This is a genomic window from Pseudomonas sp. G1002, from assembly GCF_013385455.1.
GTDB lineage: Bacteria > Pseudomonadota > Gammaproteobacteria > Pseudomonadales > Pseudomonadaceae > Aquipseudomonas.
Genome location: NZ_JACAPY010000035.1, coordinates 109,850 through 130,671, shown reverse-complemented (window position 1 = coordinate 130,671; position 20,822 = coordinate 109,850). Strand labels below are relative to the sequence as shown.

Genomic DNA, 20,822 nt, shown 5'->3' with positions numbered 1-20,822 from the left:
GTGAGGTCAGAGACTCAAGGGGTTGTGGGGAGAATCGGTACGTTTGAAGTGGTAGCCGGAGGCGCTCAGGCCGTTGACCTGGCGACTCACGGTATCGCCCAGGCCATAGCCGTTGCCGGCCAGCACCGCATGGGCGTTGTCCACGGGCAGCAGGATGTAGTCGGTCAGCGGCTCGTCGTGCAGTTGGCCGCGGATCACCAGGAAGCCGTTTTCCAGGCGCACGCTGATGCCGCTCAGGGGCGCGTCGGGCTCATGGGTGTTGAGCACTTGATAGGTGCCGATGGTGTCGGCCCAGGCATTGCTCAGCGGGGTCGGTTCGATGCGTTCGCCCACCGGCACGCGTTGGCCGTGGCTGCGGGCGGTGAGCATCTTGCGCCCTTGCACCGTTACCACATCCAGCTGCACGCGGCCCAGTTCGCCGAGGTCCGTGAGCCAGAAGCCGAGGAATTTCTGTTGTGCCCGCAGCCAGCCCTCGCCGTCGCGCAGCAGTTCGAAACGGGTGTCGGCCAACTCGCCATACAGCTGGCCGTTTTCGTCCTTGATACGGAAGACACCCCAGGCCGTGGCGTAGAAACCCGCCAGGCGCCTGCGGTCGATCGCGGCGGGCACCTGGCGGATTTTCAGGCCGTGGGCGGGCGCCTGGCAGTTGTCGGCACACACCGGGTCGCCGGTCTGGGCCTGGAGCATCAGGCGCAGGGTGTCGGTGGTCAGGGACACCACCATCTCTTCGGCGTTGCTGTCGTTGGCCATCACGATCACGGCCAGTTGCTGGTCCGGCAGCATCGTCAGTTGCGCCGCGAAATCATCTCCGCCACCGCTGTGCTGGAAGGTGCGAATGCCGGGGCCCACCGGCTCATCGCCGCAAGGGGCGAGAAACCACCCCAGGCCCATCTGGCAGTCGAAGTCCAGGGCGTTGCCGGTGTTTTGCTGGCTGAACATCTCGTCAATCGACTGGCTGCCCAGTACCTGTCTGTCTTTATAGAGGCCCCGGGCGAAGAGCATGCGCACGTAGTGGCTGAGGTCCTTGGGGCTGCTCCACAAGCCACCGGCCGCGAGGTCGCGCACCTGGGCGTCGGCGCTGACGGTGCCGTCTGCATAACCCCGGGCGCGAAAGCCCGGTTGCGCGCCGGTGCCGACGAAGCTCGACTGGTTCATCTCCAGGGGCTTGAGCAGGCTGCTTTGCAGTCGGGTTTCGAAATCCTGCCGACTGCTGCGTTCGATGGCGGCGCCGACCAGGGCGTAGCCGAGGTTGGAATAGGCCACCTGGGTCCCCGGTGGCGTGCTCAGCCAAACCCCTGAAATACGCATTGGCATCTGGCCCATGGCGAAGGTGTTGCGCACGTCCCGCAGGTGTTCGCTGGGCAGGCCGGACTGGTGGCTGAGCAGGCGGCGCAGGGTGATGTCGCGGTCGGCGGCAGCCTGGTCGGAATGAAAGCGCGAGCGTACGTAGAACTCCCGCAGCGTGTCCTGGATCGGGGCGTCGAGGGCCAGGCGCTGTTGCTCCACCAGTTGCAGGGCGGCGGTGGCGGTCAGCAGTTTGGAGAGGGCGCCGGCGCGGAACGCGGTGTTGGGGGTGACGGGTTTGCCCAGGGCCTTGTCGGCCAGGCCAAAGCCCTGGGCCCAGATCAGTTCCTGGCCGTTGACCAGGGCGATGGACAGGCCGGGTATGTTTTGCCTGGCCATTTCGCTGGGAATGCGTTTTTGCAGGTAGCGGATGATTGCGCTGTAGTCGCCCTTGGGAACGGGCGGCGGGGCCGGCGGCTGGCCGTGGCAGCCGAGGCTGCCCAGCAGGCAACCCAGCAGCGGAATACTGCGCAATGTGCGAAACATGATGAGCACCCGAGGGGTGGTTTGGATGCTCGAATGCTAGGGGCGGGCCGTCGATGAGTCTTTGTGAGCTTTGTCGGGAAACTGTCAAAGACTGTTAATACAGGCCGCCCCTAGCGGGTTTGCTCCATTGCCGCAGCTCCAGCATCAGCTATACCTAATGCTCAACGCTTCCTCAACGTCAGCCAAGGAGTCTCGCGATGAAACTGGGAATAATGATCAGCACCGTGTGTATTGCCACGATCGGGGTGATGGGGTGTTCCAGCAAGGTGACGCAGCCGGACGAATACTCCGGGTTTCTCTCCGACTACAGCAACCTCAAGGAAGCCAAGTCGCCATCGGGCGCGCAGGTGATGCGTTGGGTGGACCCCAACCTGAGTCTGAGCCGCTATAACGCGGTGTACATCGAGCCCACCCAGTTCTACCCCAAGCCGCAAGCCAGCACCAGGATCCCTGAAAGCACCTTGCAGGGCATCAGCACCTACTACAGCCAGGCGCTCAAGCGCGAACTGGAAAAGTCCTTGCCGCTGGCCGACGGACCAGGCCCGGGCGTGATCGTGGTGCGCGCGGCGATCACTGCCGTCAGCAGCAAGACCGAAAGTCTCAAGCCCTATGAGTACATTCCTGTCGCCCTGGTGGTCGCCACGGTCAGCACGGGCGCCGGGATTCGTGACCAGGAAACCACCTTGGGCACCGAAGCCCAATTCCTCGACGGTGCCAGTGGCAAGGTGGTCGCCCAAGTCGTGCGCAAAGGCACCGGTAAACCGTTGGCAAACGACTCCCAGGTGATGAAAGCCGATGACGTGAAAAACGTCATCGACGGCTGGGCGTCGGACCTGCATCAATCGTTTTTGAAGCTTAAAAAGGGCTAAGCCTCAAACGGTGCGCGACTTGAGCGGGTGCTATTTGATCGGTGTGAGCGGTGGCTGCTTCCATTGCCCGTTACCCACTTCAGGCTTGGGCAGGTAAATGCGCAATAGGGCATAGAACGGGCCGGGTGGTGCTGGCAGCCAGTTGCTTTGTTCCGCCTTCGGTGGCTCGTGGTGCGCGACCAACAGCGTCAGGCCGCCATCGGCGTCGAGCTTGAAGTTGGGCAACATCCCCGACGTGAGCACGTAGCGCTTCTTCAGGTTGGGGGTCAGCAGATTGGTCTTGGCGTTGTACATGGTCAGTGACCAGAATGCGTCGGTCGGTGGCAACTGGTCCTTGGCGAAGTGCAGGGTGTAGCTGTGGCGTGCGCCGTTGGCGGGTTTGCCCTCGCTGTCCACGGAGTAGCGCAGGTAGGCCGTTTCATCGCCGGAGTTGCCAAACAGGTGCAGGTTGGCGCCAGCGTAGCGGTACAGGTAGTTGTTTTGAAGGTGGTCGCGATTGCCGAACAGGTCTGCACTGGATACTTGATGGGTATCGATCTTGTCTTTTTTGAAGGCTGCATACTCGGCTTTGCCGTCGGCGATGCCGTCATCCAGCGCTTTGCGTTGCTCAACCGTCAGGGCCTTGAGGTCGAACGGTTTACCCGCCTCGACGCCGATCCTGGCAAAACGCGCGAGCACGTCTTTCTCACTGTCCTGCGGTGCTGCGTAGGCCAGCATGAAGTTCAGATAGCGGAACAGATGCACGCTGTCGCTCATGTTCGGCGTAGGCTTGGGCCAGGCAATTTTCGGCGGCTTGATGGGTTTGGGCTGCTTCACGTAGCTGCTCAGGGTCTGGACCTTATAGCCGCCCTGGATCTGTCTGACTTTGCCCAAGTCCTTTTCATCGAACAATTGAGTGCGGTACAGGGCGTAGGCGATGTTGCTTTCGCTGTACACGACGCGGTCGATATCGGTTGGCTGCTGGCCTTTCCAGCCGGGGCCGGCAATCATGTAGTGGCCACCGTTGTTACCGGTGCTGCGGGTGCCCAGATAGCCGAAGTTCTGCGTATAGAGGTCGACCAACTGCACGGCGTAGTAGCGGTTGTCTTCGATCCTGGGCAGGGTCAACACCACGGGCTCGGCCCGCAGATCGAGCCAGACAAAGGAGTTGGGCGTGTCCGGGTTGGGGGTGGGGATCGCTGTATCTTTAGGGGTTATCGCCTGCGCGGTGTTCCCGATGTGGTTGAACGGCGCCTTGAAGTTCGCCCCGGTCTTGTCGACAGCCTGGGTGTAGAGAGTCTTGTACATCTCCACCACCGGGAAGCCATAAAGATAGGCTTCCTTGGCGATGGCCCGGGCTTCACTCGGCGTGGCGGTGAAATCGGCCCAGGCGCCGGTACTCATGAAAATCGAGAGGCTCGCCAACAGCAGGCGCGTCGGTGTTCGAATCATGTTGTTGCGTCCTTACTGAGTCAGTCGGATGTCGTCGAGTTTTCAGCTGTTATAAAAGCAGGCTCCGGTGGGCGCGTACAGTCGCAACTAGCTGAACCTTTGCGTGTCAGGCAGAGTTTGCACTCAGTTGCTCGGGAAGTCTTTTGGCACGTGAGGTTCAACGCAAAGATCTATCGATCAGTTGACATCAACGAGATCAAGTGCCGCCTGTGAAAGGCGGCATCGGGGGGCAGTCAAGGCAGTATGGACTTGACCTTGTCACGCAACTGATCAATCGAGAACGGCTTGCCGATCACCTGCATGTCGGCTGGCGAATCGATATTTTCGGCATAACCGCTGGCGAACAGGATGGGCAGGGCGGGGCGTATTTCACGGGCCTTGAGGGCCAGTTGCTTGCCGTCCATGTCCGGCAGGCCGACGTCGGTCATCATCAGGTCGATGGTCTGGTCGGTGTCTTGAACTATTTTCAAGGCTTCTTCGGCATCGGCCGCTTCAAGCACTTGGTACTCCAGCTCTTCGAGGACATCGACGATCAACATGCGCACGATGGCGTCGTCTTCGACTACAAGGATGGTGGAGGGGGCGGCTGACATAGTGGAGGTTCCCGAACAGTGGAAGGGGCAGGTCTTGGGCGATGGAAAGACCGTTTTCATCCTGAGTATTGTCGGTCCCGGCAAGTTCCCCAGATAAGCAAAACATTGTGCCGGTAACGGCTACAAATGTCGCGTATCACCGCCACTCACTTGCCAGGGGCTTGCTGGAACAATCAGCAAGCCCCTGGCATGGTCTCAAGCTGCCGGTTTTATCGGTTAAAGGGATCCGTACACCAACCCATGCACCCGGCTCTGGTTCTCGCTAGCCTTGAATGTGCTGACCGTATATTCCGGGTTTGTCGGCGTCCCAAACGCTCCCGGGATAAGCTGCGCCTTACTGTTGGCCAGCGATTCCTTCATTCCTTTCTTCATGGCGTCCTCGGTCGGAAAATTGACCAATCCGAAATTGGGGTCGAAATAGAACCATTTTCGCGTGCCGCCTTCCACGATCACTCCCGCTGTCATCGCGTGGACGGGCGTGGCGATGATGAGTGTCTTGGACGTCGTCGCGTTGGCCAGGTCATCGATGATGGCCTGATAGGACTTTTGCGTGACGACTTCAGCCGAGTGCGGTCGCTTTCTGAAGTGATCCTGGGCTTCGCTCATGTCCTTGATGAACCTCGCCGATTTTGGGTTGGTTTCCTTGGTTGCCGCTGCAATGAAAAGCTTGTCGATGTACTCGTCCTGTTTTCCAACGGACACGGCGTAGGCCATTGCGTTGGCTAACACGCCACATTCGCCTCCGGTCACCGTGTCCACCTGGCTCAAATAGAAATTCTGGGGCATGCCCCGGAGCTTGATGCCGGGGATGCGCTCAATTTCGGCTTTGTAGAACTCATAGTTTTTAAGGCCGACTTCTGATCGCTTTTTGCCTATTGACTGTGCCAGGGCGCCGATTTCTTCGGGGCTTCGATTCGGCTTAAGTGCCAGTTCCATGAGCTCTGCGATATCCATGGAGCCCGAGTAGCCCGGGATGTCATCCACTACCCCGTTGTTATAGCCACGCATATACGCATCGTGGCTCGTTGTTCTGGCGTGTTCCTGCGTAGCCTTGAATGAGTTGGATAATTGCTTGGAGGGTGTGTTTTGCGCCGTGGTGGCCGGCCCTCCGACAAAGTACTCCCAGAAGCTTTCAACGTTGTCCTGGACCGACACGGTCTGTGGCGTGAACCCCTTCAGCGGTGGGCCATAGGGTTGTTTCTTGAGGGCGTCGTACGCGTACCATTCGCCCTTGTTCAATACAGCGGAGGCTTCGACGGTTTGATCCGCCAGCTTGATGGTGCCGATTGCCGCGACGCCATGTTCCTTGCCGGCGGCTTTCAACAGGTCATAGCTGCCGGCTGCCCCCTTGAGTTTGTTTAGCCCGTTAATGCTTTTTTCGACTACAAACTTGCCGCCCCGGTTAATCAGTCCTGCGCCTCCCAGAAGCAAATCGCCCAAGCCGCCCACCGGGTTCAAGGCGCCGATGGTGGCGACACCGATCTTTTTGGCAACATTCAGCGCCTTGGCGCCTGCACTGAGGGCTTTTGTGCCCGCCTGTGCCGCTTTGGACGAACCCAGGCTGACAAAGCCCAGCAGGTCCAGCTGGAGGTCAATCGCCCCCTCCAGGTAATTACCCTTGGTAAAGTTGGCAATCGCTGACTTGAAGGGAATGAGGTCGAGGAAGAAATGGGTCACCTTCAACTCGGTTTCCATTTGCTTGTCGTAGGTCGTGGCGCCCTTGGCTTGCTTAACGACATCCTCGTTGCCCAGGTCGAGGTTTTCGACAAATGCATCCGCGATGTACTGGGTACGGGCGGTGGCAAAGCTGTTGGGAGGCAGTGGGTTCGTGTCTGTACTGGCTGAGCGCTCGGGCTCAGTGGCCTCTGAAGCGTCGAATTTTTTTATTCTGTTTTCCTCGATCGCCAGTTCCCAGGTACTCGCAGAGAAATCCTGGGGCGTTACTTTTTTGATGCTGCCGTTTTTTATGTCCAGCCTATAGGTAACAGGTTCCGTGCCACCCTCTACCTGTATCAGCAGCTCATTTTTAATCGGTTTGAAAAGCGAGGTGACCAGGTTTGGGCCCAATTGATAAACAGAGGGCTGGTAAAAAGTGAGGTTGCCCTGCTCGATGTTTTTTCGATCTTCCAGCGGCAGGCTGGCGATCAGGTGCTTTACGGTGGTGGCAACCCCGTCGTTCAGCGACTTGATCGACGCTTCAAACTGCTTTTGAAATGTCGCGTTTACGTCGAACTTGAGCGACTGGCCTTCCAGTGCCTGGGTGATGTCTGGATCCTTGGATTCCCAGGTGTAATCGCCCAAGCCACTCATGGCGATGTCCAGCAACGAATGCAGGCCCGCAGGTGCGCGGTTTGGGTCGTAGAGCGGTACGCCAAACTGTTGTTGGCGGGTGTCCTTCACCGTCAGGGCCTTTTTTTCAAACGGCACATCCTCGCCAAATCGCTCTTTGAGCTGGGCCAGTGCAATGGCCTTGCGGCTCGGGATATCGGTCTCCAGCAGGGTGGAGGCCTTCATGCGTTCATCCACCTGCTGAGTGAACTCGACGCGTATCGCTTCCAGCTGGTCGGGGCTGTAGGCATCGTTGGGTTGTTTGCTGATAACGCCGTTGGCCACGGCCCAATCAATCAGCGCTGCCCTCTGTGCGCTTTGGGTCACGGCGGGCTCGGCGAGTGCAGCGCTTTCGGCCTTGAGCATCACTTGGGCGAAAGTCATGTTCGGTACCGAGCCCGGCGACTGCGCTTCAATCGACGCCGCCGCAACCGCCAGGTTGACCCAGGCCGGGCTGCCATAGGTCACGCTGGCCGGGATGTCTTTGATCAGGAACTCCGGGGCTGTTCTTGCCAGCAATACGTAAGCACCCGCCTGGGCCATCTCGGGGCTCGTTCTGCCCTCGCTCGACAGGTGTGCGCTCAGCCCGTTGACGATGGCAGAGGCCGGCTTGCCCCAATGTTCTTCACTGGCCACGTCGAAACCGGCCAGTTTGTTCCGTTGAGGCGCCTGGATTGACTCGGGATCCATCTGTGCACTGATGGCGGCCAGCAGGTAGTCGTAATGGCTGTTCTTGGTCTCGATGCCATTGAGCCCGCGCTGCAGGGCCTGGCCCATCAGTTGGCCTTCGGGCGAGCTTAAAAGAAACTCGAGGATCTTCGCCGGGTCGTTCAAGGCGGCCACAGGAATGGGATTCTGGTACGCGAGAAAGTCCAGGACGCTCTTTGTCTGCGTGACTTGCGGCTGATCGCCGAGGTGGTGGGCGTGGTTCATCGCAAGCAGGCGCAACTGAGTTTGCTGGTTCTGGTCCAGCGGTGCGGGCCAGGACAGGGCACCGCCCAGGTCACCGAAAGGGTGGGAGGCGATCCTGACGGTCGCTTCCAGTTTCAGCTTGAGCAACTCGGCCTTGGAGGTTGGCAGAGGCACCCCGTTGGCATTCAGGAATGCCTCCAGGCTTTGGTTGACCCTGGTCCCCATGTCGAGGGTGTTGTGATGGGACGAGTCCGGATGAATGGCCATTTGTGTGAGCTTCAGGACGGACTGTACATAGGGGGCGGTGTCGTAGTCTTGCAGGGCCGGGGCTGCGAGGTTGATGGCGTCCAGCAGGTTCTGCCAGTTCTGCCGGTCGGCCATGGGCTGTTTCAGCACATCGGAGCGGCTGGCGGCTGATGCTGGCGCTGCTGCAACGGCAGGGGGCGTGGCTGGCTGGGGGCTCAGGGACGATGCCCCGGAAGCAGGGGAGGAAGAGAATTGGGGCGCAGGCTGTTGCACGGAGAGGTTGCTGACATTTTGCATCGGTGGGTACCTGTTTTATTAGGAGATACGCGCCTTTTCCGGGGAGGTTCCCTGTTCCCCACGGCACCCCTTTGGGTGGGGCGGCCCACACACAACGTTCCAGGCTCACTTCGGTTCCCATGTAAGAAGGAAAGTCAATTGCCGAGTGTTAAAAACACATCCATTCGTCTATTTATCAATGGGTTATGTAATCTATGTCGCTACGGGTAGCAGAAAAATAGCGCTCAGGCGCAACTTTGGGGCAAACTCCTCGTTTTTCCGTATTGGCCAAGGCATGCCCATGACTCCCGCGTCGTCTGTCGATGAGAAAAGCTTCCGTAAATTGCTGGGCCGCAACGTGGCACTGCCGTTGGGCGTTGGCGTGCTCAGCGCGGTGTTTTTCGTCGTTCTGATCACCTACCTGTTGTCGGTGATCCAGTGGGTCGAACACACCGACCGGGTAATCAACAATCTCAACGAAACCTCGAAACTGACCGTGGACCTGGAAACCGGCATGCGCGGCTTCCTGATTACCGGTGACGAGCATTTCCTCGACCCGTACGAAGTGGCCAAGCCGCGGATCATTTCCGACTTGCGCAACTTGCAGGCACTGGTGGCGGACAATCCGGAGCAGGTGGACCGGCTCAAGCGTCTGGAATCGTTGCAACAGGCGTGGAACACCTACGCCCAGTCGATGATTGACATGCAGCGGCAAAACGGCGATTACCGCACCGCCGTGAAAGCCGGGCGTGGCAAGAGCCTGACGGACGAGATTCGCAAGGAGTACGACCGGGCGGTGGCGATGGAGCAACAGTTCCGCATCACCCGCAATGAAGACGTTACCCGCACCACGATCATCAGCGTCACCTTGTACCTGGTGTTTGTGCTCGGCCTGAGTGGCTTCCTGGCGTATGTCGGCCGAAAGAATCTTTTAGAACTTTCAAACAGTTACAGCGAAAACCTGATGTCGCAGCAGAGGATCGCCAAGCGCCTCGAGCAGCAAGCCTGGTTGCGCAACGGCCAGACCGAGCTGGCCGAGCAGGTCCTTGGCCAACTGACGCTGAATCTGCTGGGGCGCAACATTTTGCAGTTCTTTGCCCAGTACATGGGCTCGGCGGTGGCGGCGTTGTACGTGCGTGAAGAGCACGGCGGCCTCACACGCGTGGCGACCTATGGCTTCTCCCGCGAGCAGGAGCAGCAGGAACAGTCGATCTACAACGACGAAGGCATCGTCGGCCAATCGGCCCGGCAGGACCGCCTGATTCGCCTGGACGATGTGCCGGTGGATTACTTCAAGGTCAGTTCCGGCCTCGGCGAAGGTGCGACCCGCAGCGTGCTGGTGGTACCGACCAGCGATGATGGCCGGGTCAACGGGGTGATCGAACTGGGTTTCCTGCGTGCACTCGATGACCGTGATGTCGAACTGCTGGAGTTGATTGCCGACAACATCGGCACCTCCATCGAAGCCGCGCGTTATCGCCAGCGCCTGCAAGAAGTGCTGGCCGAAACCCAGCAGCTCAATGAAGAGCTGCAAGTGCAGCAGGAAGAGCTCAAGACGGCCAACGAAGAGCTGGAAGAACAGTCGCGCATCCTCAAGGAGTCCCAGGCCCACCTGGAAACCCAACAGGCGGAGCTGGAACAGACCAACGAACAATTGGCCGAACAGACCCAGACCCTGGCCGAGCAGCGCGATGCCATGGACCAGAAGAACGTCCAGCTCAACCGCGTACAGATCGAGCTGGAAGAGCGCGCCGACGAGTTGCAGCGCTCCAGCAAGTACAAGTCCGAATTCCTCGCCAACATGTCCCACGAGCTGCGCACGCCGCTGAACAGCTCGTTGATCCTGGCCAAGTTGCTGGCGGAGAACCCCCAGGAAAACCTCAGCGCCGAACAGGTCAAATTCGCCGAGTCGATCTACTCGGCCGGCAACGACTTGCTCAACCTGATCAATGACATCCTCGATATCTCCAAGGTCGAAGCCGGCAAGCTGGAAATGCGCCCGGAGAACACCAGCGTTGCGCGCCTGGTGGATGGGCTGCGCGGCATGTTCGAGCCGCTGGCGGCCGACCGCAAGCTCGGGTTCCAGGTGGAGGTGCAGGAAGGCTCGCCACACATGCTGTTCACCGACCGCCAGCGCCTGGAGCAGATTCTGAAGAACCTGCTGTCCAACGCCATCAAGTTCACCGAGAAAGGTGAGGTCAGCCTGTCGGTATCCCGGGCACCGGGGGAGGGCATCGCCTTTACCGTACGCGACTCGGGGATTGGCATCGCCCCGGACCAGCAGGAAAGCATCTTCGAGGCGTTCCGCCAGGCCGATGGCACCACCAACCGTCGTTACGGCGGCACCGGCCTGGGCCTGTCGATTTCCCGGGACCTGGCGAACCTGCTGGGCGGCTATATCAGCGTCACCAGCGAACCTGGCCAGGGCAGTATCTTTACCCTGGTGGTGCCCGAGCACTATGTAGAGCGTGACGAAGACACCCCCGCGCTGGAACAGCCGCGCGCGGTAGTCCCTGTGCCTGCACCGGCGCCGATCAAGGTGTCGCCGATGCCGATCGCCCACGAAGCGCAGATACCGCGCTTTATCGATGACCGCGACAAGGCTCCGTTCGCCACGCGTTGCATCCTGGTGGTGGAAGATGAGCCCAACTTTGCCCGCATCCTCTTCGACCTCGCCCATGAACTGGGTTACCACTGCCTGGTGGCCCATGGCGCAGACGAAGGCTACGCCCTGGCGGAACAGTACATTCCCGACGCGATCCTGCTGGACATGCGCCTGCCGGACCATTCCGGCCTGACCGTGCTGCAACGTCTCAAGGAACATGCCGGGACCCGCCATATCCCGGTGCACGTGATTTCCGTGGAGGACCGCGTCGAAGCCGCCATGCACATGGGCGCCGTGGGCTATGCAGTCAAGCCGACCACCCGCGAAGAGCTCAAGGATGTGTTCGCCCGCCTGGAAGCCAAGCTGACGCAGAAGGTCAAGCGTGTGCTGCTGGTGGAAGACGATGACCTTCAGCGAGACAGCATTGCCCGCCTGATCGGCGACGATGATATCGAGATCACCGCCGTAGGCTTCGCCCAGGAGGCCCTGGACCTGCTGCGCACCCACATCTACGACTGCATGATCATCGACCTCAAGCTGCCGGACATGCTCGGCAACGAGCTGCTCAAGCGCATGTCCATCGAGGACATCTGCTCGTTCCCGCCGGTGATCGTCTACACCGGGCGCAACCTGACCCGCGATGAAGAGGCCGAACTGCGCAAGTATTCGCGCTCGATCATCATCAAGGGCGCGCGTTCCCCCGAGCGCCTGCTGGACGAGGTGACACTCTTTCTGCACAAAGTCGAATCGCAGTTGTCCCATGAACGCCAGACAATGCTCAGGACTGCCCGCAGCCGCGACAAGGTGTTCGAGGGCCGCAAGATCCTGCTGGTGGATGACGATGTACGCAATATCTTCGCCCTGACCAGTGCCCTGGAGCACAAGGGCGCGATTGTCGTGATCGGCCGTAATGGCCGCGAGGCGATCGAGAAACTCAATGAAGTCGATGACATCGACCTGGTACTGATGGACGTGATGATGCCGGAGATGGACGGGTACGAGGCCACCGCCTTGATCCGCCAGGACCCGCGCTGGCGCAAGCTGCCGATCATCGCGGTGACGGCCAAGGCCATGAAGGACGATCAGGAGCGCTGCCTGGCGGCAGGCTCCAACGATTACCTGGCCAAGCCCATCGACCTGGACCGGTTGTTTTCATTGATTCGCGTGTGGCTACCCAAGATGGAACGGATTTAATTGGAACGAAGCACTGACATCGAACTGCGCTTGTTGATTGAGGCGATTTACCTCAAGTACAGCTACGACTTTCGCGACTACTCCGGCGCTTCGGTCAAGCGCCGCGTGGCTCATGCGTTGCGTCAGTTCGACTGCGCCACCATCTCGGCCTTGCAGGAACGGGTGCTGCATGACCCGACGGCGTTCATGCAGTTACTGCAGTTCCTGACGATTCCGGTCAGCGAAATGTTTCGCGACCCCTCGCACTTCCTGGCGATTCGCAAGGAAGTGGTGCCGCTGCTCAAGACCTACCCGTCGATCAAGATCTGGATCGCGGGCTGCAGTACCGGGGAGGAGGTGTATTCCATGGCCATCCTGTTGCGTGAGGAAGGCCTGCTGGAACGCACCATCATCTACGCCACCGACATCAATCCCCGGTCCCTGGAAAAAGCCAAGCAGGGGATCTTTTCCCTCGAGAACATCCGCGCCTACACCCACAACTACCAACAGGCCGGTGGCCAGCGTTCGTTTGCCGATTACTACACGGCGGCTTACGATCATGCGATCTTCGACAAGACCCTGCGGGAGAACGTGACGTTTGCCGATCACAGCCTGGCGACCGACAGCGTATTCTCCGAAACTCAATTAATTTCCTGTCGCAACGTATTGATTTACTTCAATAAAAAGTTGCAGGATCGGGCGTTTGGACTGTTCCATGAGTCGCTGTGTCATCGCGGCTTCCTGGTGCTGGGCAGCAAGGAAACCCTGGATTTTTCCGCCTACAGCAAACAGTTCGAACCCCTGGTCAAGCAAGAACGGATCTACCGAAAATTATGAATGAAGCTACTGCCAGCCCGGTATCCGGGATCGAGGCCATTGTGATCGGCGCTTCCGCAGGCGGTGTCGAGGCATTGCTGAGCATTTTTGGCGAGCTGCCGGCGAGCTTCGGCCTGCCGATCATTACCGTGCTGCATTTGCCCGACGAGCGCCGCAGCCAGTTGGCGGAAGTGTTTGACCGTCGCGTATCGATGAAGGTAGTGGAGGCCCGCGACAAGGAAGTGATCCAGCCCGGCACCCTGTATTTTGCCGGCCCCGGTTATCACCTGTCAGTGGAGCACGACCGCAGCCTGTCACTGAGCCAGGAGGACCGCGTGCACCATTCCCGCCCGGCAATCGACTACCTGTTTGATTCAGCCGCCGATGTCTACGGCAAGGGCTTGCTGGCGATTTTGCTGACGGGGGCCAACCAGGACGGCGCCCGGGGCCTGGCCCACGTCAAGCAGAGCGGCGGTACCACGGTGGTGCAGGACCCTTTGGAGGCCCGCGTCGCCGTGATGCCCCGGGCCGCCCTGGCGCTGCATGAACCTGACCATATCCTCACCTTGAGCCGCATCGGCACCTTGCTGGCTTCCCTGGAATCCTCCCCATGTTAAGTACTGTCCAGGCCAAACTGCTGATCGTCGACGATCTGCCGGAAAACCTGCTGGCCCTTGAAGCGCTGATCAAGCGCGAGGACCGCCAGGTCTATAAGGCATTGAGCGCCGACGAGGCCTTGTCGTTGCTGCTGGAGCACGAGTTCGCCATGGCCATTCTCGACGTGCAGATGCCGGGCATGAACGGCTTCGAGCTGGCCGAGCTGATGCGCGGCACCGAAAAGACCAAGAACATTCCCATCGTGTTTGTCAGCGCTGCCGGCCGTGAGCTCAACTATGCGTTCAAGGGCTACGAAAGCGGCGCCGTGGATTTCCTGCACAAGCCGCTGGATATCCACGCGGTCAAGAGCAAGGTCAACGTATTCGTTGACCTGTACCGCCAGAGCAAGGCGATGAAGCAGCAGGTTGAAGCCCTGGAGCAAAGCCGGCGCGAGCAGGAAGCCTTGCTCACGCGCTTGCAGGCCACCCAGGCCGAACTGGAGCAGGCCGTGCGCATGCGCGATGACTTCATGTCGATCGTCGCCCACGAAGTGCGCACGCCCCTCAACGGGCTGATCCTGGAAACCCAGCTGCGCAAGATGCACCTTGCCCGGGACAACGCCGCAGCGTTTACCCTGGACAAGATGCATGCCATGGTCGACCGCGATGAGCGGCAGATCCAGAGCCTGATCCGCCTGATCGAAGACATGCTCGACGTGTCGCGCATTCGCACGGGCAAGCTGTCGATCCGCCCCGGTCGCTTTGACCTCACGCAACTGGTGCACAACCTGCTGGAAAATTTTGCGCCGCAGGTGGCGGCGGCGGAGTCTTCGGTGGCCTGGGTCCAGGAAGGGCCGGTGGTAGGCAACTGGGATGAATTCCGTATCGAACAGGTGGTGTCCAACCTGTTGACCAACGCCTTGCGCTACGGGGCCAAGAGCCCGGTGGAAGTGCGGGTGTACGCCGAGCATGGCGAAGCGCGGGTAGAAGTACGTGACCACGGGATCGGCATCAGCGAAGACAACCAGAAGCGTATTTTCCAACAGTTCGAACGCGTGTCGGCCAACCATGCCGTGGCGGGCCTGGGCCTGGGGTTGTTTATCTCCGAGCAGATTATCGCGGCCCACGGCGGGACCATTGAAGTGGAAAGCCGGATAGGCGAGGGCGCGCTGTTCCGCGTCTGCCTGCCCCTGGAGGCCGGGGCATGAAATCAATCGCAAATCCGACGCAACCTCTGCGTGACCCCATGGTCGTATCAGCAGCAATTGACCGGACAAAGGCTTCCCATGAGTGAAGATGCACAAGATGTTGTACTGATCGTCGAAGATGACGAATCGATTATGTTTGTGTTGGGCGAGTACCTGGCGGGCCTGGGGTATCGGGTGTTGAAGGCGATTGACGGTGAGCAGGCGTTTGAAATCCTGGCCACCAAGCCGCACCTGGACCTGATGGTGACCGACTACCGCCTGCCTGGCGGCATTTCCGGGGTGCAGATCGCCGAGCCTGCGATCAAGCTGCGACCGGAATTGAAAGTGATCTTCATCAGCGGTTACCCGCAGGAGATTCTCGACTGCAACAGCCCGATCACGCGCAATGCGCCGATCCTGGCCAAACCGTTTGACCTGGATACGTTGCAGGAACATATCCAGCGGCTGTTGGCTTAACGTCTTGAGAAGAGGGAGCACACTCCCTCTTCAAGCCTTGATCATCTCCCTCACCTTTGCCGTCAACAGATCAAAGGTGAACGGCTTGGTGATCATCTGCATGCCCGGGTCCAGAAAACCGCCCCGTACAGCCGCATGCTCTGCATAGCCGGTAATAAACAACACCTTCAACTCGGGCCGCACCTGCCGGCCGATCTCCGCCAGTTGCCGGCCGTTCATGCCGGGCAGGCCAACGTCGCTGATCAGCAGGTCAATGCGCTGGCTGGACTCGATGATCGGCATGGCACTGTCGGCATCACCGGCTTCGACGAAGGCATAGCCCAGTTCACTCAGCACGGCGCTGACCAGCACCCGCACGGCCGGGTCGTCCTCGACGATCAGCACGGTCTCGCCGGCATTGGCGAACGGCAGCAATGCCGGGTTGAGCGGTTCATCTGCAATGACCTCGCCGACATACCTCGGCAGGAACAGGCTGACGGTGGTGCCTTGGCCCACCACACTGTGGATCGACACATGCCCGTGGGATTGGCGCGCAAACCCGTAGATCATCGACAACCCCAGCCCGGTGCCCTGGCCGATGGGTTTGGTGGTGAAGAACGGGTCAAATGCACGGCTGATCACGCTCTCGGGCATGCCGCAGCCGGTGTCGCTGACGCTCAGTTCCACATAGTCGCCAGGGGTGAGGGTGCCGTAGGCTGCGGTAAACACGCTGTCGAGGTGGCGGTTGGTGGTCTCCACCACCAGTTTGCCGCCGTTGGGCATCGCATCCCGGGCATTGATGGCGAGGTTGAGCAGGGCGCTTTCCAGCTGGTTGGGGTCGGCTTCGGCGGTCCAGAGTTGCTCGGTCAGGCGGATATCCAGGGCAATGCTTTCATTCAGGCTGCGTTGCAGCAGCTCACCCATCGAACTCACCAATTGATTGATCTGTACCGGTTTTGAATCCAGCGACTGGCGACGGGAAAACGCCAGCAAGCGGTGGGTCAGGGCGGCCGCGCGGTTGGCTGAAGTGACACCCAGGTCGATCAGGCTGTCGAGGTCTTCGGTGCGGCCCCGAGCCACGCGCCTGCGCAGCAGTTCCAGGCTGCCGATGATGCCGGTCAGCATGTTGTTGAAGTCATGGGCGATGCCGCCGGTCAATTGGCCGACGGCTTCCATTTTCTGTGACTGGCGCAACGCTTCTTCGTTATTGCGCAGCTGCGCCGTGCGTTCTTCCACCTGTTGCTCAAGGGTTTCCAGGGTGCTTTGCAGGCGCTGTTCGCTCTGGCTCAGGTCGATCAGCCGGTCGCGGGCCTCGTATTGCCGACGACGTCCGCGCAGCGCCGTGGTCACGAGGCTGATCAGGGTGATCGGGTGGAACGGGCGCTCCAGGAACGTCACGTTGCCCAGCAAGGTGCTCAGGTGCGACGAGCCATTCTGTTCGCTGCCGCCGTGGTGCGTCATCAGCACAATCGGCAGGTCTGACCATGCCGGTTGCTGATGCAGGTACGTGAGCAGCGGTTCCAGGTCGATACCGCGCAGGGCTTCGGCAGCAATGACCAGCAAGCCGGCACCGTGCTCCAGCTCCTCGCAGAGCATCTGCAAATGGCTGGCGATGATGCCGTTGAAACCAGCCTCATTGAGCATCATCAACGCCAGGGAGCTGTCGCGACCCAGGGGCGCCAGAATGATCGCCCGTTCGAAAATGGCCGGCAGGCCACTCATGAACTTTCATCCTTGAGCAGCGGGTTGTCGGTGCCCATGTAGGTCGGTACGCCGCGCAATACACCCTGGAACGCATCAAGCGGTTCGCCGATGGTCATGCCACGACTGCCGATGCGGTATTCGCGAATGGTCGATTCATGGCTGCCGGTGCGTTTCTTGATGATCGAAATCGCACGCCGCACCTTGCCCAGCGCTTCGAAGTAACGCAGCAGGATCACGGTGTCGGCCAGATAGGTAATGTCCACCGGCGCCTGCATGTCCCCCACCAGCCCGTGCTGGGCGACGGTCATGAAGGTCGCAGCGCCACGGCGGTTGAGGTACAGCAGCAGTTCGTGCATGTGCAGGATCAACGCGTTCTCTTCCGGCATCGCGGCCTGATAGCCATTGACACTGTCGATCACCACGGTCTTGATCCCGCGTTCGTCCACACAGCGGCGCACCCGATGGGAGAACTCGCCGGGGGACAACTCGGCGGCGTCTACCTGTTCGATCAGCAGGTTGCCGGTGGCTTGCAGGGCCTCCAGGTCGATGCCCATGTTCTTCATGCGCTCGAACAGCAGGCCCAGCTCTTCGTCAAAAATGAACAGCGCGGCTTTTTCGCCCCGGGAGACGGCCGCCGCGGCAAAGATCATCGATATCAGCGATTTGCCGGTACCGGCCGGGCCCAGGATCAAGGTGCTGGAACCTGTCTCGATCCCGCCGCCCAACAGGGCGTCCATCTCGCGGATGCCGCTGGTGAGGGTCTGGCGGTTGTAGCCGCCACGGTGCTCGGCTGCCACCAGGCGCGGGAACACATGTACGCCGTCTTCCATGATGGTGAAGTCGTGAAAACCGCCACGGTACTTCTGGCCACGGTACTTCACGATCCGCACGCGGCGGCGCTCGGCACCGTAGTTGGGGGTCAGTTCTTCCAGGCGAATCACGCCGTGGGCCACGCTGTGTACGGTCTTGTCGAGGGACTCGGTGGTCAGGTCGTCCAGCAGCAGCACGGTGGCGTCGTAGCGCACGAAGTAGTGCTTGATCGCCAGGATCTGGCGGCGATAGCGCAGGGAGCTTTGCGCCAGCAGGCGGATTTCCGAAAGGCTGTCGATCACGACGCGGGTAGGTTTGACCCGTTCCACCACTTCGAAAATCTGCCGGGTGGCTTCGCCCAGCTCAAGGTCCGAGGAATACAGGAGGCTTTGCTGGTGCTCGGCATTGAGCAGGCTTTCGGGGGGAGTCAGTTCAAAGATGTGAATGTGTTCGTCCAGGTCCCAACCATGGGACTTGGCACCCTGGCGCAACTCGCGCTCGGTTTCCGACAGGGTGATGTACAGCGATCGTTCGCCGTTTTTTGCGCCGGCCTGGAGGAAATGCAGGGCCACGGTGGTTTTACCGGTGCCGGGTTCACCTTCCAGCAGGAACAAATGGCTACGGGAAAGCCCTCCGGCAAGAATGTCGTCCAGACCTTCAATACCGGTGGCCGCCTTTGCTGTGAACAGCTCTTTGGATGTAGACAAGAAGTGCCCTCGGGTCACAAATAAGTAGTCGGCAGCGCCGTCTGGGGCGCGCCATATTTACTTGACCTTGGCGCCGTGTGGCGGTTCAACGTTTTGTATCAAATACCGCTTTTACAGGCCCTGTTGCAGCGCCGGGTCGTCCGGATTCTGCTGTTCAAGCTGTGCCAGCAGCACCTGCACATTCTGCAACTGGCCGGTTTCCTTCCAGTAATTGACCAGCAGCACCCTGGCTTTGCGATTGGCCGGGTTGCGCTGGATGATTTCTTCCAGCTGGCGCTGGGCGGCCTCCAGTTCCTGCTGGGCGTGCAGGGTGGTGGCCAGGTCGTAGCGGTAATCCTGGTTGTTCGGTTCGAGCTCCACCGCTCGGGACAGGCTGAGCAGGGCAAAGGCGCGCTCGCCATGGTGCAGCAGCCACATGCCCAGGGCATGTTGCAGGTAGGCCGAATCGGGGTGGGCCTGCAACTGTTTGGCCAGGAGTTGGCGGGACTCGTCGACCTTGCCCTGCTTGTCCAGCAGTTCAATTTGCGCGACCACGGCTTGCAGGTTGTCCGGTTGCAGGCGCATCGCCTGCTCCAGGGCGTTTTGTGCGTCGGGCAGTAGCGCGCTGTGAATGTACAGGCGTGCCAGCTGGATCCAGCCTTCGGGGCTTTCGGGTTGGCCCTTGAGCAGCTTTACGTATTCGTCGAGCACTTGCTGCAACGGGCCGAAGTACAGGCCCAGGGTATCCGGGGACAGCCCGAGCAAGGCATTGGCCGCGGCAAACCTGACGCTTTGCTCCGGGTCATCCAGCAGTGGCCCGAGCAACAGCGTGCGCTGGCCGCTGGGCACCAGGCCGACAATGCTGTGAATCGCCGCCTCGCGCACCATTGGCGCGTCGTTGGCCAGGTCCTTGTCCGCCAGCTTGAGGGCCTGGGGGCTTGGGTAGTTGGGCAGTTCGGCATGCAGGGCGGCGCGGCGCACGTCGGAAAGGTCCGGGCGGCCCAGCTGTTGATACAGCACACGGGCGGCGCCGGGTTCACCGTTATGCGCCTGCTTCAAGGCCTTGGCGTAACCATGGGCGATGGCCGGGGGCACGACCACCGGCGTGGTGCGGGTGAAATACCAGGTGATCAGCACAATAAACAACAGGGCGCACAGGCCGACGATGGAGTAACGGCGTGACTTTGACATGCAGGCGTCCGAAAGCTGGGCAGCTAGTGCAAAGCCATCAGCTTCGGTCAGGTTATCGCGAGTGTCAAACTCGCATCACGTCAGCACGAACTCAATCGGCTCAAGGGCCGGCGGCAGCGTGGTTTCGCCGAGGGCGGCGAGAATCTCGCGCTCCAGGGTGCGCACGATGGCGTTGCAGGGCAGGTCGTTTTCGTCGAAGCCGAACGGGTCTTCGAGGTCGTCGCCGATTTCGTCCAGGCCGAAGAAGGTGTAGCTGACGATGGCGGTGAACACCGGGGTCAGCCAGCCCAGCGGCTCGGCCATGGCGAAGGGCAGCAGGATACAGAACAGGTAGATGGTGCGGTGCAGCAGCAAGGTGTAGGGGAAGGGCAGCGGGGTGTGTTTGATCCGCTCGCAGGAGGCCTGGACCTGGCTCAGGCCGTACAGCCGGGTTTCCAGTTGGGTGTAGCGCCAGTCGCTGATGTGGCCCTGTTCGGCGAGGTTCGAGCAGCGGGCGCCGAGGTCTTGCAGGATGCTGTCGGGCAGGTTCGGGTGGCCGGGTTCTGGGTTGGCCCACGGTTTGATCGCCTGGCTTTCGTCTTCCAGGCGCAGGCGGGCGATCAGGCCATGGGCGAAACCGCACAGGCTGCGCAGGACGTGTTTGCGTTCGGCAGGGTTGAGGACCTGGGTTTCGCGGATCAGTGAGCGGATCTCGATGATCATCTGGCCCAGTTGTTTGCGGCCTTCCCACCAGCGGTCGTAGCAGGCGTTGTTGCGAAAACTCATGAAGATGGACAGTGACAGCCCCAGCAGTGTGAAGGGTGTGGCGTTGACCTTGGAAAAGTAGGCCGGGTGCAGGGTTTCTACCAGCACGATGACTGAGGCCAGGAGGGTGACCAGCAGGCTGCGCAGCGCAATGCGTTTGGCGATCGAGCCCTTGAGGGAGAACAGGATGCCGAGCAGGTTGGGTTTGGGACGGACGATCATGGGCGGGCTTCTTGGGTGGCGCAGGCTGTCAGGTTAGAAGCATGTTTGCGTTGCGTCCAATTGCTTGGGCTGACTGGGTGATTGGTGGGGTCTATCGGGATTGAGTACATATCCGTTTTTTCGGTGACCAGAGCGAAAGCAGATCTG

Annotated in this window: 14 protein-coding genes; 6 read left to right on the top strand and 8 right to left on the bottom strand. The window is 60.4% G+C overall.

What is annotated here, in order from left to right; genetic code table 11:
* Positions 1–6: 6 nt before the first annotated feature.
* Positions 7–1,830 (bottom strand): serine hydrolase, encoded by a 1,824-nt coding sequence (locus HX801_RS23545; RefSeq protein ID WP_177022835.1) that lies wholly within the window; start codon positions 1,828–1,830, stop codon positions 7–9.
* A gap of 197 nt (positions 1,831–2,027) precedes the next feature.
* Between HX801_RS23545 and HX801_RS23540 the strand changes: the two genes are divergently transcribed.
* Positions 2,028–2,699 carry a DUF3313 domain-containing protein gene (locus HX801_RS23540; RefSeq protein WP_087693015.1) on the top strand — a complete coding sequence of 224 codons (672 nt, stop codon included), beginning with the start codon at positions 2,028–2,030 and terminating at the stop codon, positions 2,697–2,699.
* Between the two features lie 30 nt (positions 2,700–2,729).
* Here HX801_RS23540 and HX801_RS23535 read toward each other — a convergent pair whose 3' ends face one another.
* From HX801_RS23535 to HX801_RS23525, 3 genes are all read right to left on the bottom strand, one after another.
* Entirely contained in the window at positions 2,730–4,130 is a 1,401-nt protein-coding gene (locus HX801_RS23535; RefSeq protein ID WP_003217572.1) for a DUF1254 domain-containing protein, read from the bottom strand.
* A 233-nt stretch (positions 4,131–4,363) separates the two neighbouring features.
* Positions 4,364–4,723, bottom strand: a complete 360-nt coding sequence (locus tag HX801_RS23530) for a response regulator (RefSeq protein WP_003217574.1) — start codon at positions 4,721–4,723, stop codon at positions 4,364–4,366.
* A 216-nt stretch (positions 4,724–4,939) separates the two neighbouring features.
* The gene (locus tag HX801_RS23525; RefSeq protein ID WP_256344293.1) at positions 4,940–8,506 is read right to left on the bottom strand and encodes a hypothetical protein; all 3,567 of its coding nucleotides are present in this window, start codon (positions 8,504–8,506) and stop codon (positions 4,940–4,942) included.
* 280 nt (positions 8,507–8,786) lie between these two features.
* Between HX801_RS23525 and HX801_RS23520 the strand changes: the two genes are divergently transcribed.
* The 5 genes from HX801_RS23520 (at position 8,787) to HX801_RS23500 (ending at position 15,339) form a co-directional block, all read left to right on the top strand.
* Positions 8,787–12,284, top strand: coding sequence for a response regulator (locus HX801_RS23520; protein ID WP_008431024.1), 3,498 nt, complete (start codon positions 8,787–8,789; stop codon positions 12,282–12,284).
* Positions 12,285–13,100, top strand: a complete 816-nt coding sequence (locus HX801_RS23515; RefSeq protein WP_003217583.1) for a protein-glutamate O-methyltransferase CheR — start codon at positions 12,285–12,287, stop codon at positions 13,098–13,100.
* A complete protein-coding gene (locus HX801_RS23510) occupies positions 13,097–13,696 on the top strand; it encodes a chemotaxis protein CheB (protein WP_008431027.1) in 600 nt (199 codons plus the stop codon). The genes HX801_RS23515 and HX801_RS23510 overlap by 4 nt, the downstream gene beginning before the upstream one ends.
* Entirely contained in the window at positions 13,690–14,883 is a 1,194-nt protein-coding gene (locus HX801_RS23505; protein ID WP_003217587.1) for a hybrid sensor histidine kinase/response regulator, read from the top strand. Before HX801_RS23510 ends, HX801_RS23505 begins: the two co-directional genes overlap by 7 nt.
* A 78-nt stretch (positions 14,884–14,961) precedes the next feature.
* Entirely contained in the window at positions 14,962–15,339 is a 378-nt protein-coding gene (locus HX801_RS23500; protein WP_003217591.1) for a response regulator, read from the top strand.
* A gap of 30 nt (positions 15,340–15,369) precedes the next feature.
* On the opposite strand, the gene HX801_RS23495 is transcribed toward HX801_RS23500, so the two are convergent.
* The 4 genes from HX801_RS23495 to HX801_RS23480 all read right to left on the bottom strand — a co-directional run bounded on the left by HX801_RS23495 (position 15,370) and on the right by HX801_RS23480 (position 20,675).
* Positions 15,370–17,040 carry a response regulator gene (locus tag HX801_RS23495; protein ID WP_177022834.1) on the bottom strand — a complete coding sequence of 557 codons (1,671 nt, stop codon included), beginning with the start codon at positions 17,038–17,040 and terminating at the stop codon, positions 15,370–15,372.
* Entirely contained in the window at positions 17,037–18,539 is a 1,503-nt protein-coding gene (locus tag HX801_RS23490; protein WP_102369051.1) for an ATPase domain-containing protein, read from the bottom strand. The genes HX801_RS23495 and HX801_RS23490 overlap by 4 nt, the downstream gene beginning before the upstream one ends.
* Positions 18,540–18,650: 111 nt before the next feature.
* On the bottom strand, positions 18,651–19,709 hold the full coding sequence (locus HX801_RS23485) for a lipopolysaccharide assembly protein LapB (protein ID WP_102369052.1): 1,059 nt from the start codon (positions 19,707–19,709) through the stop codon (positions 18,651–18,653).
* A gap of 75 nt (positions 19,710–19,784) precedes the next feature.
* On the bottom strand, positions 19,785–20,675 hold the full coding sequence (locus tag HX801_RS23480; RefSeq protein ID WP_087693011.1) for a bestrophin family protein: 891 nt from the start codon (positions 20,673–20,675) through the stop codon (positions 19,785–19,787).
* Positions 20,676–20,822 lie beyond the last annotated feature (147 nt).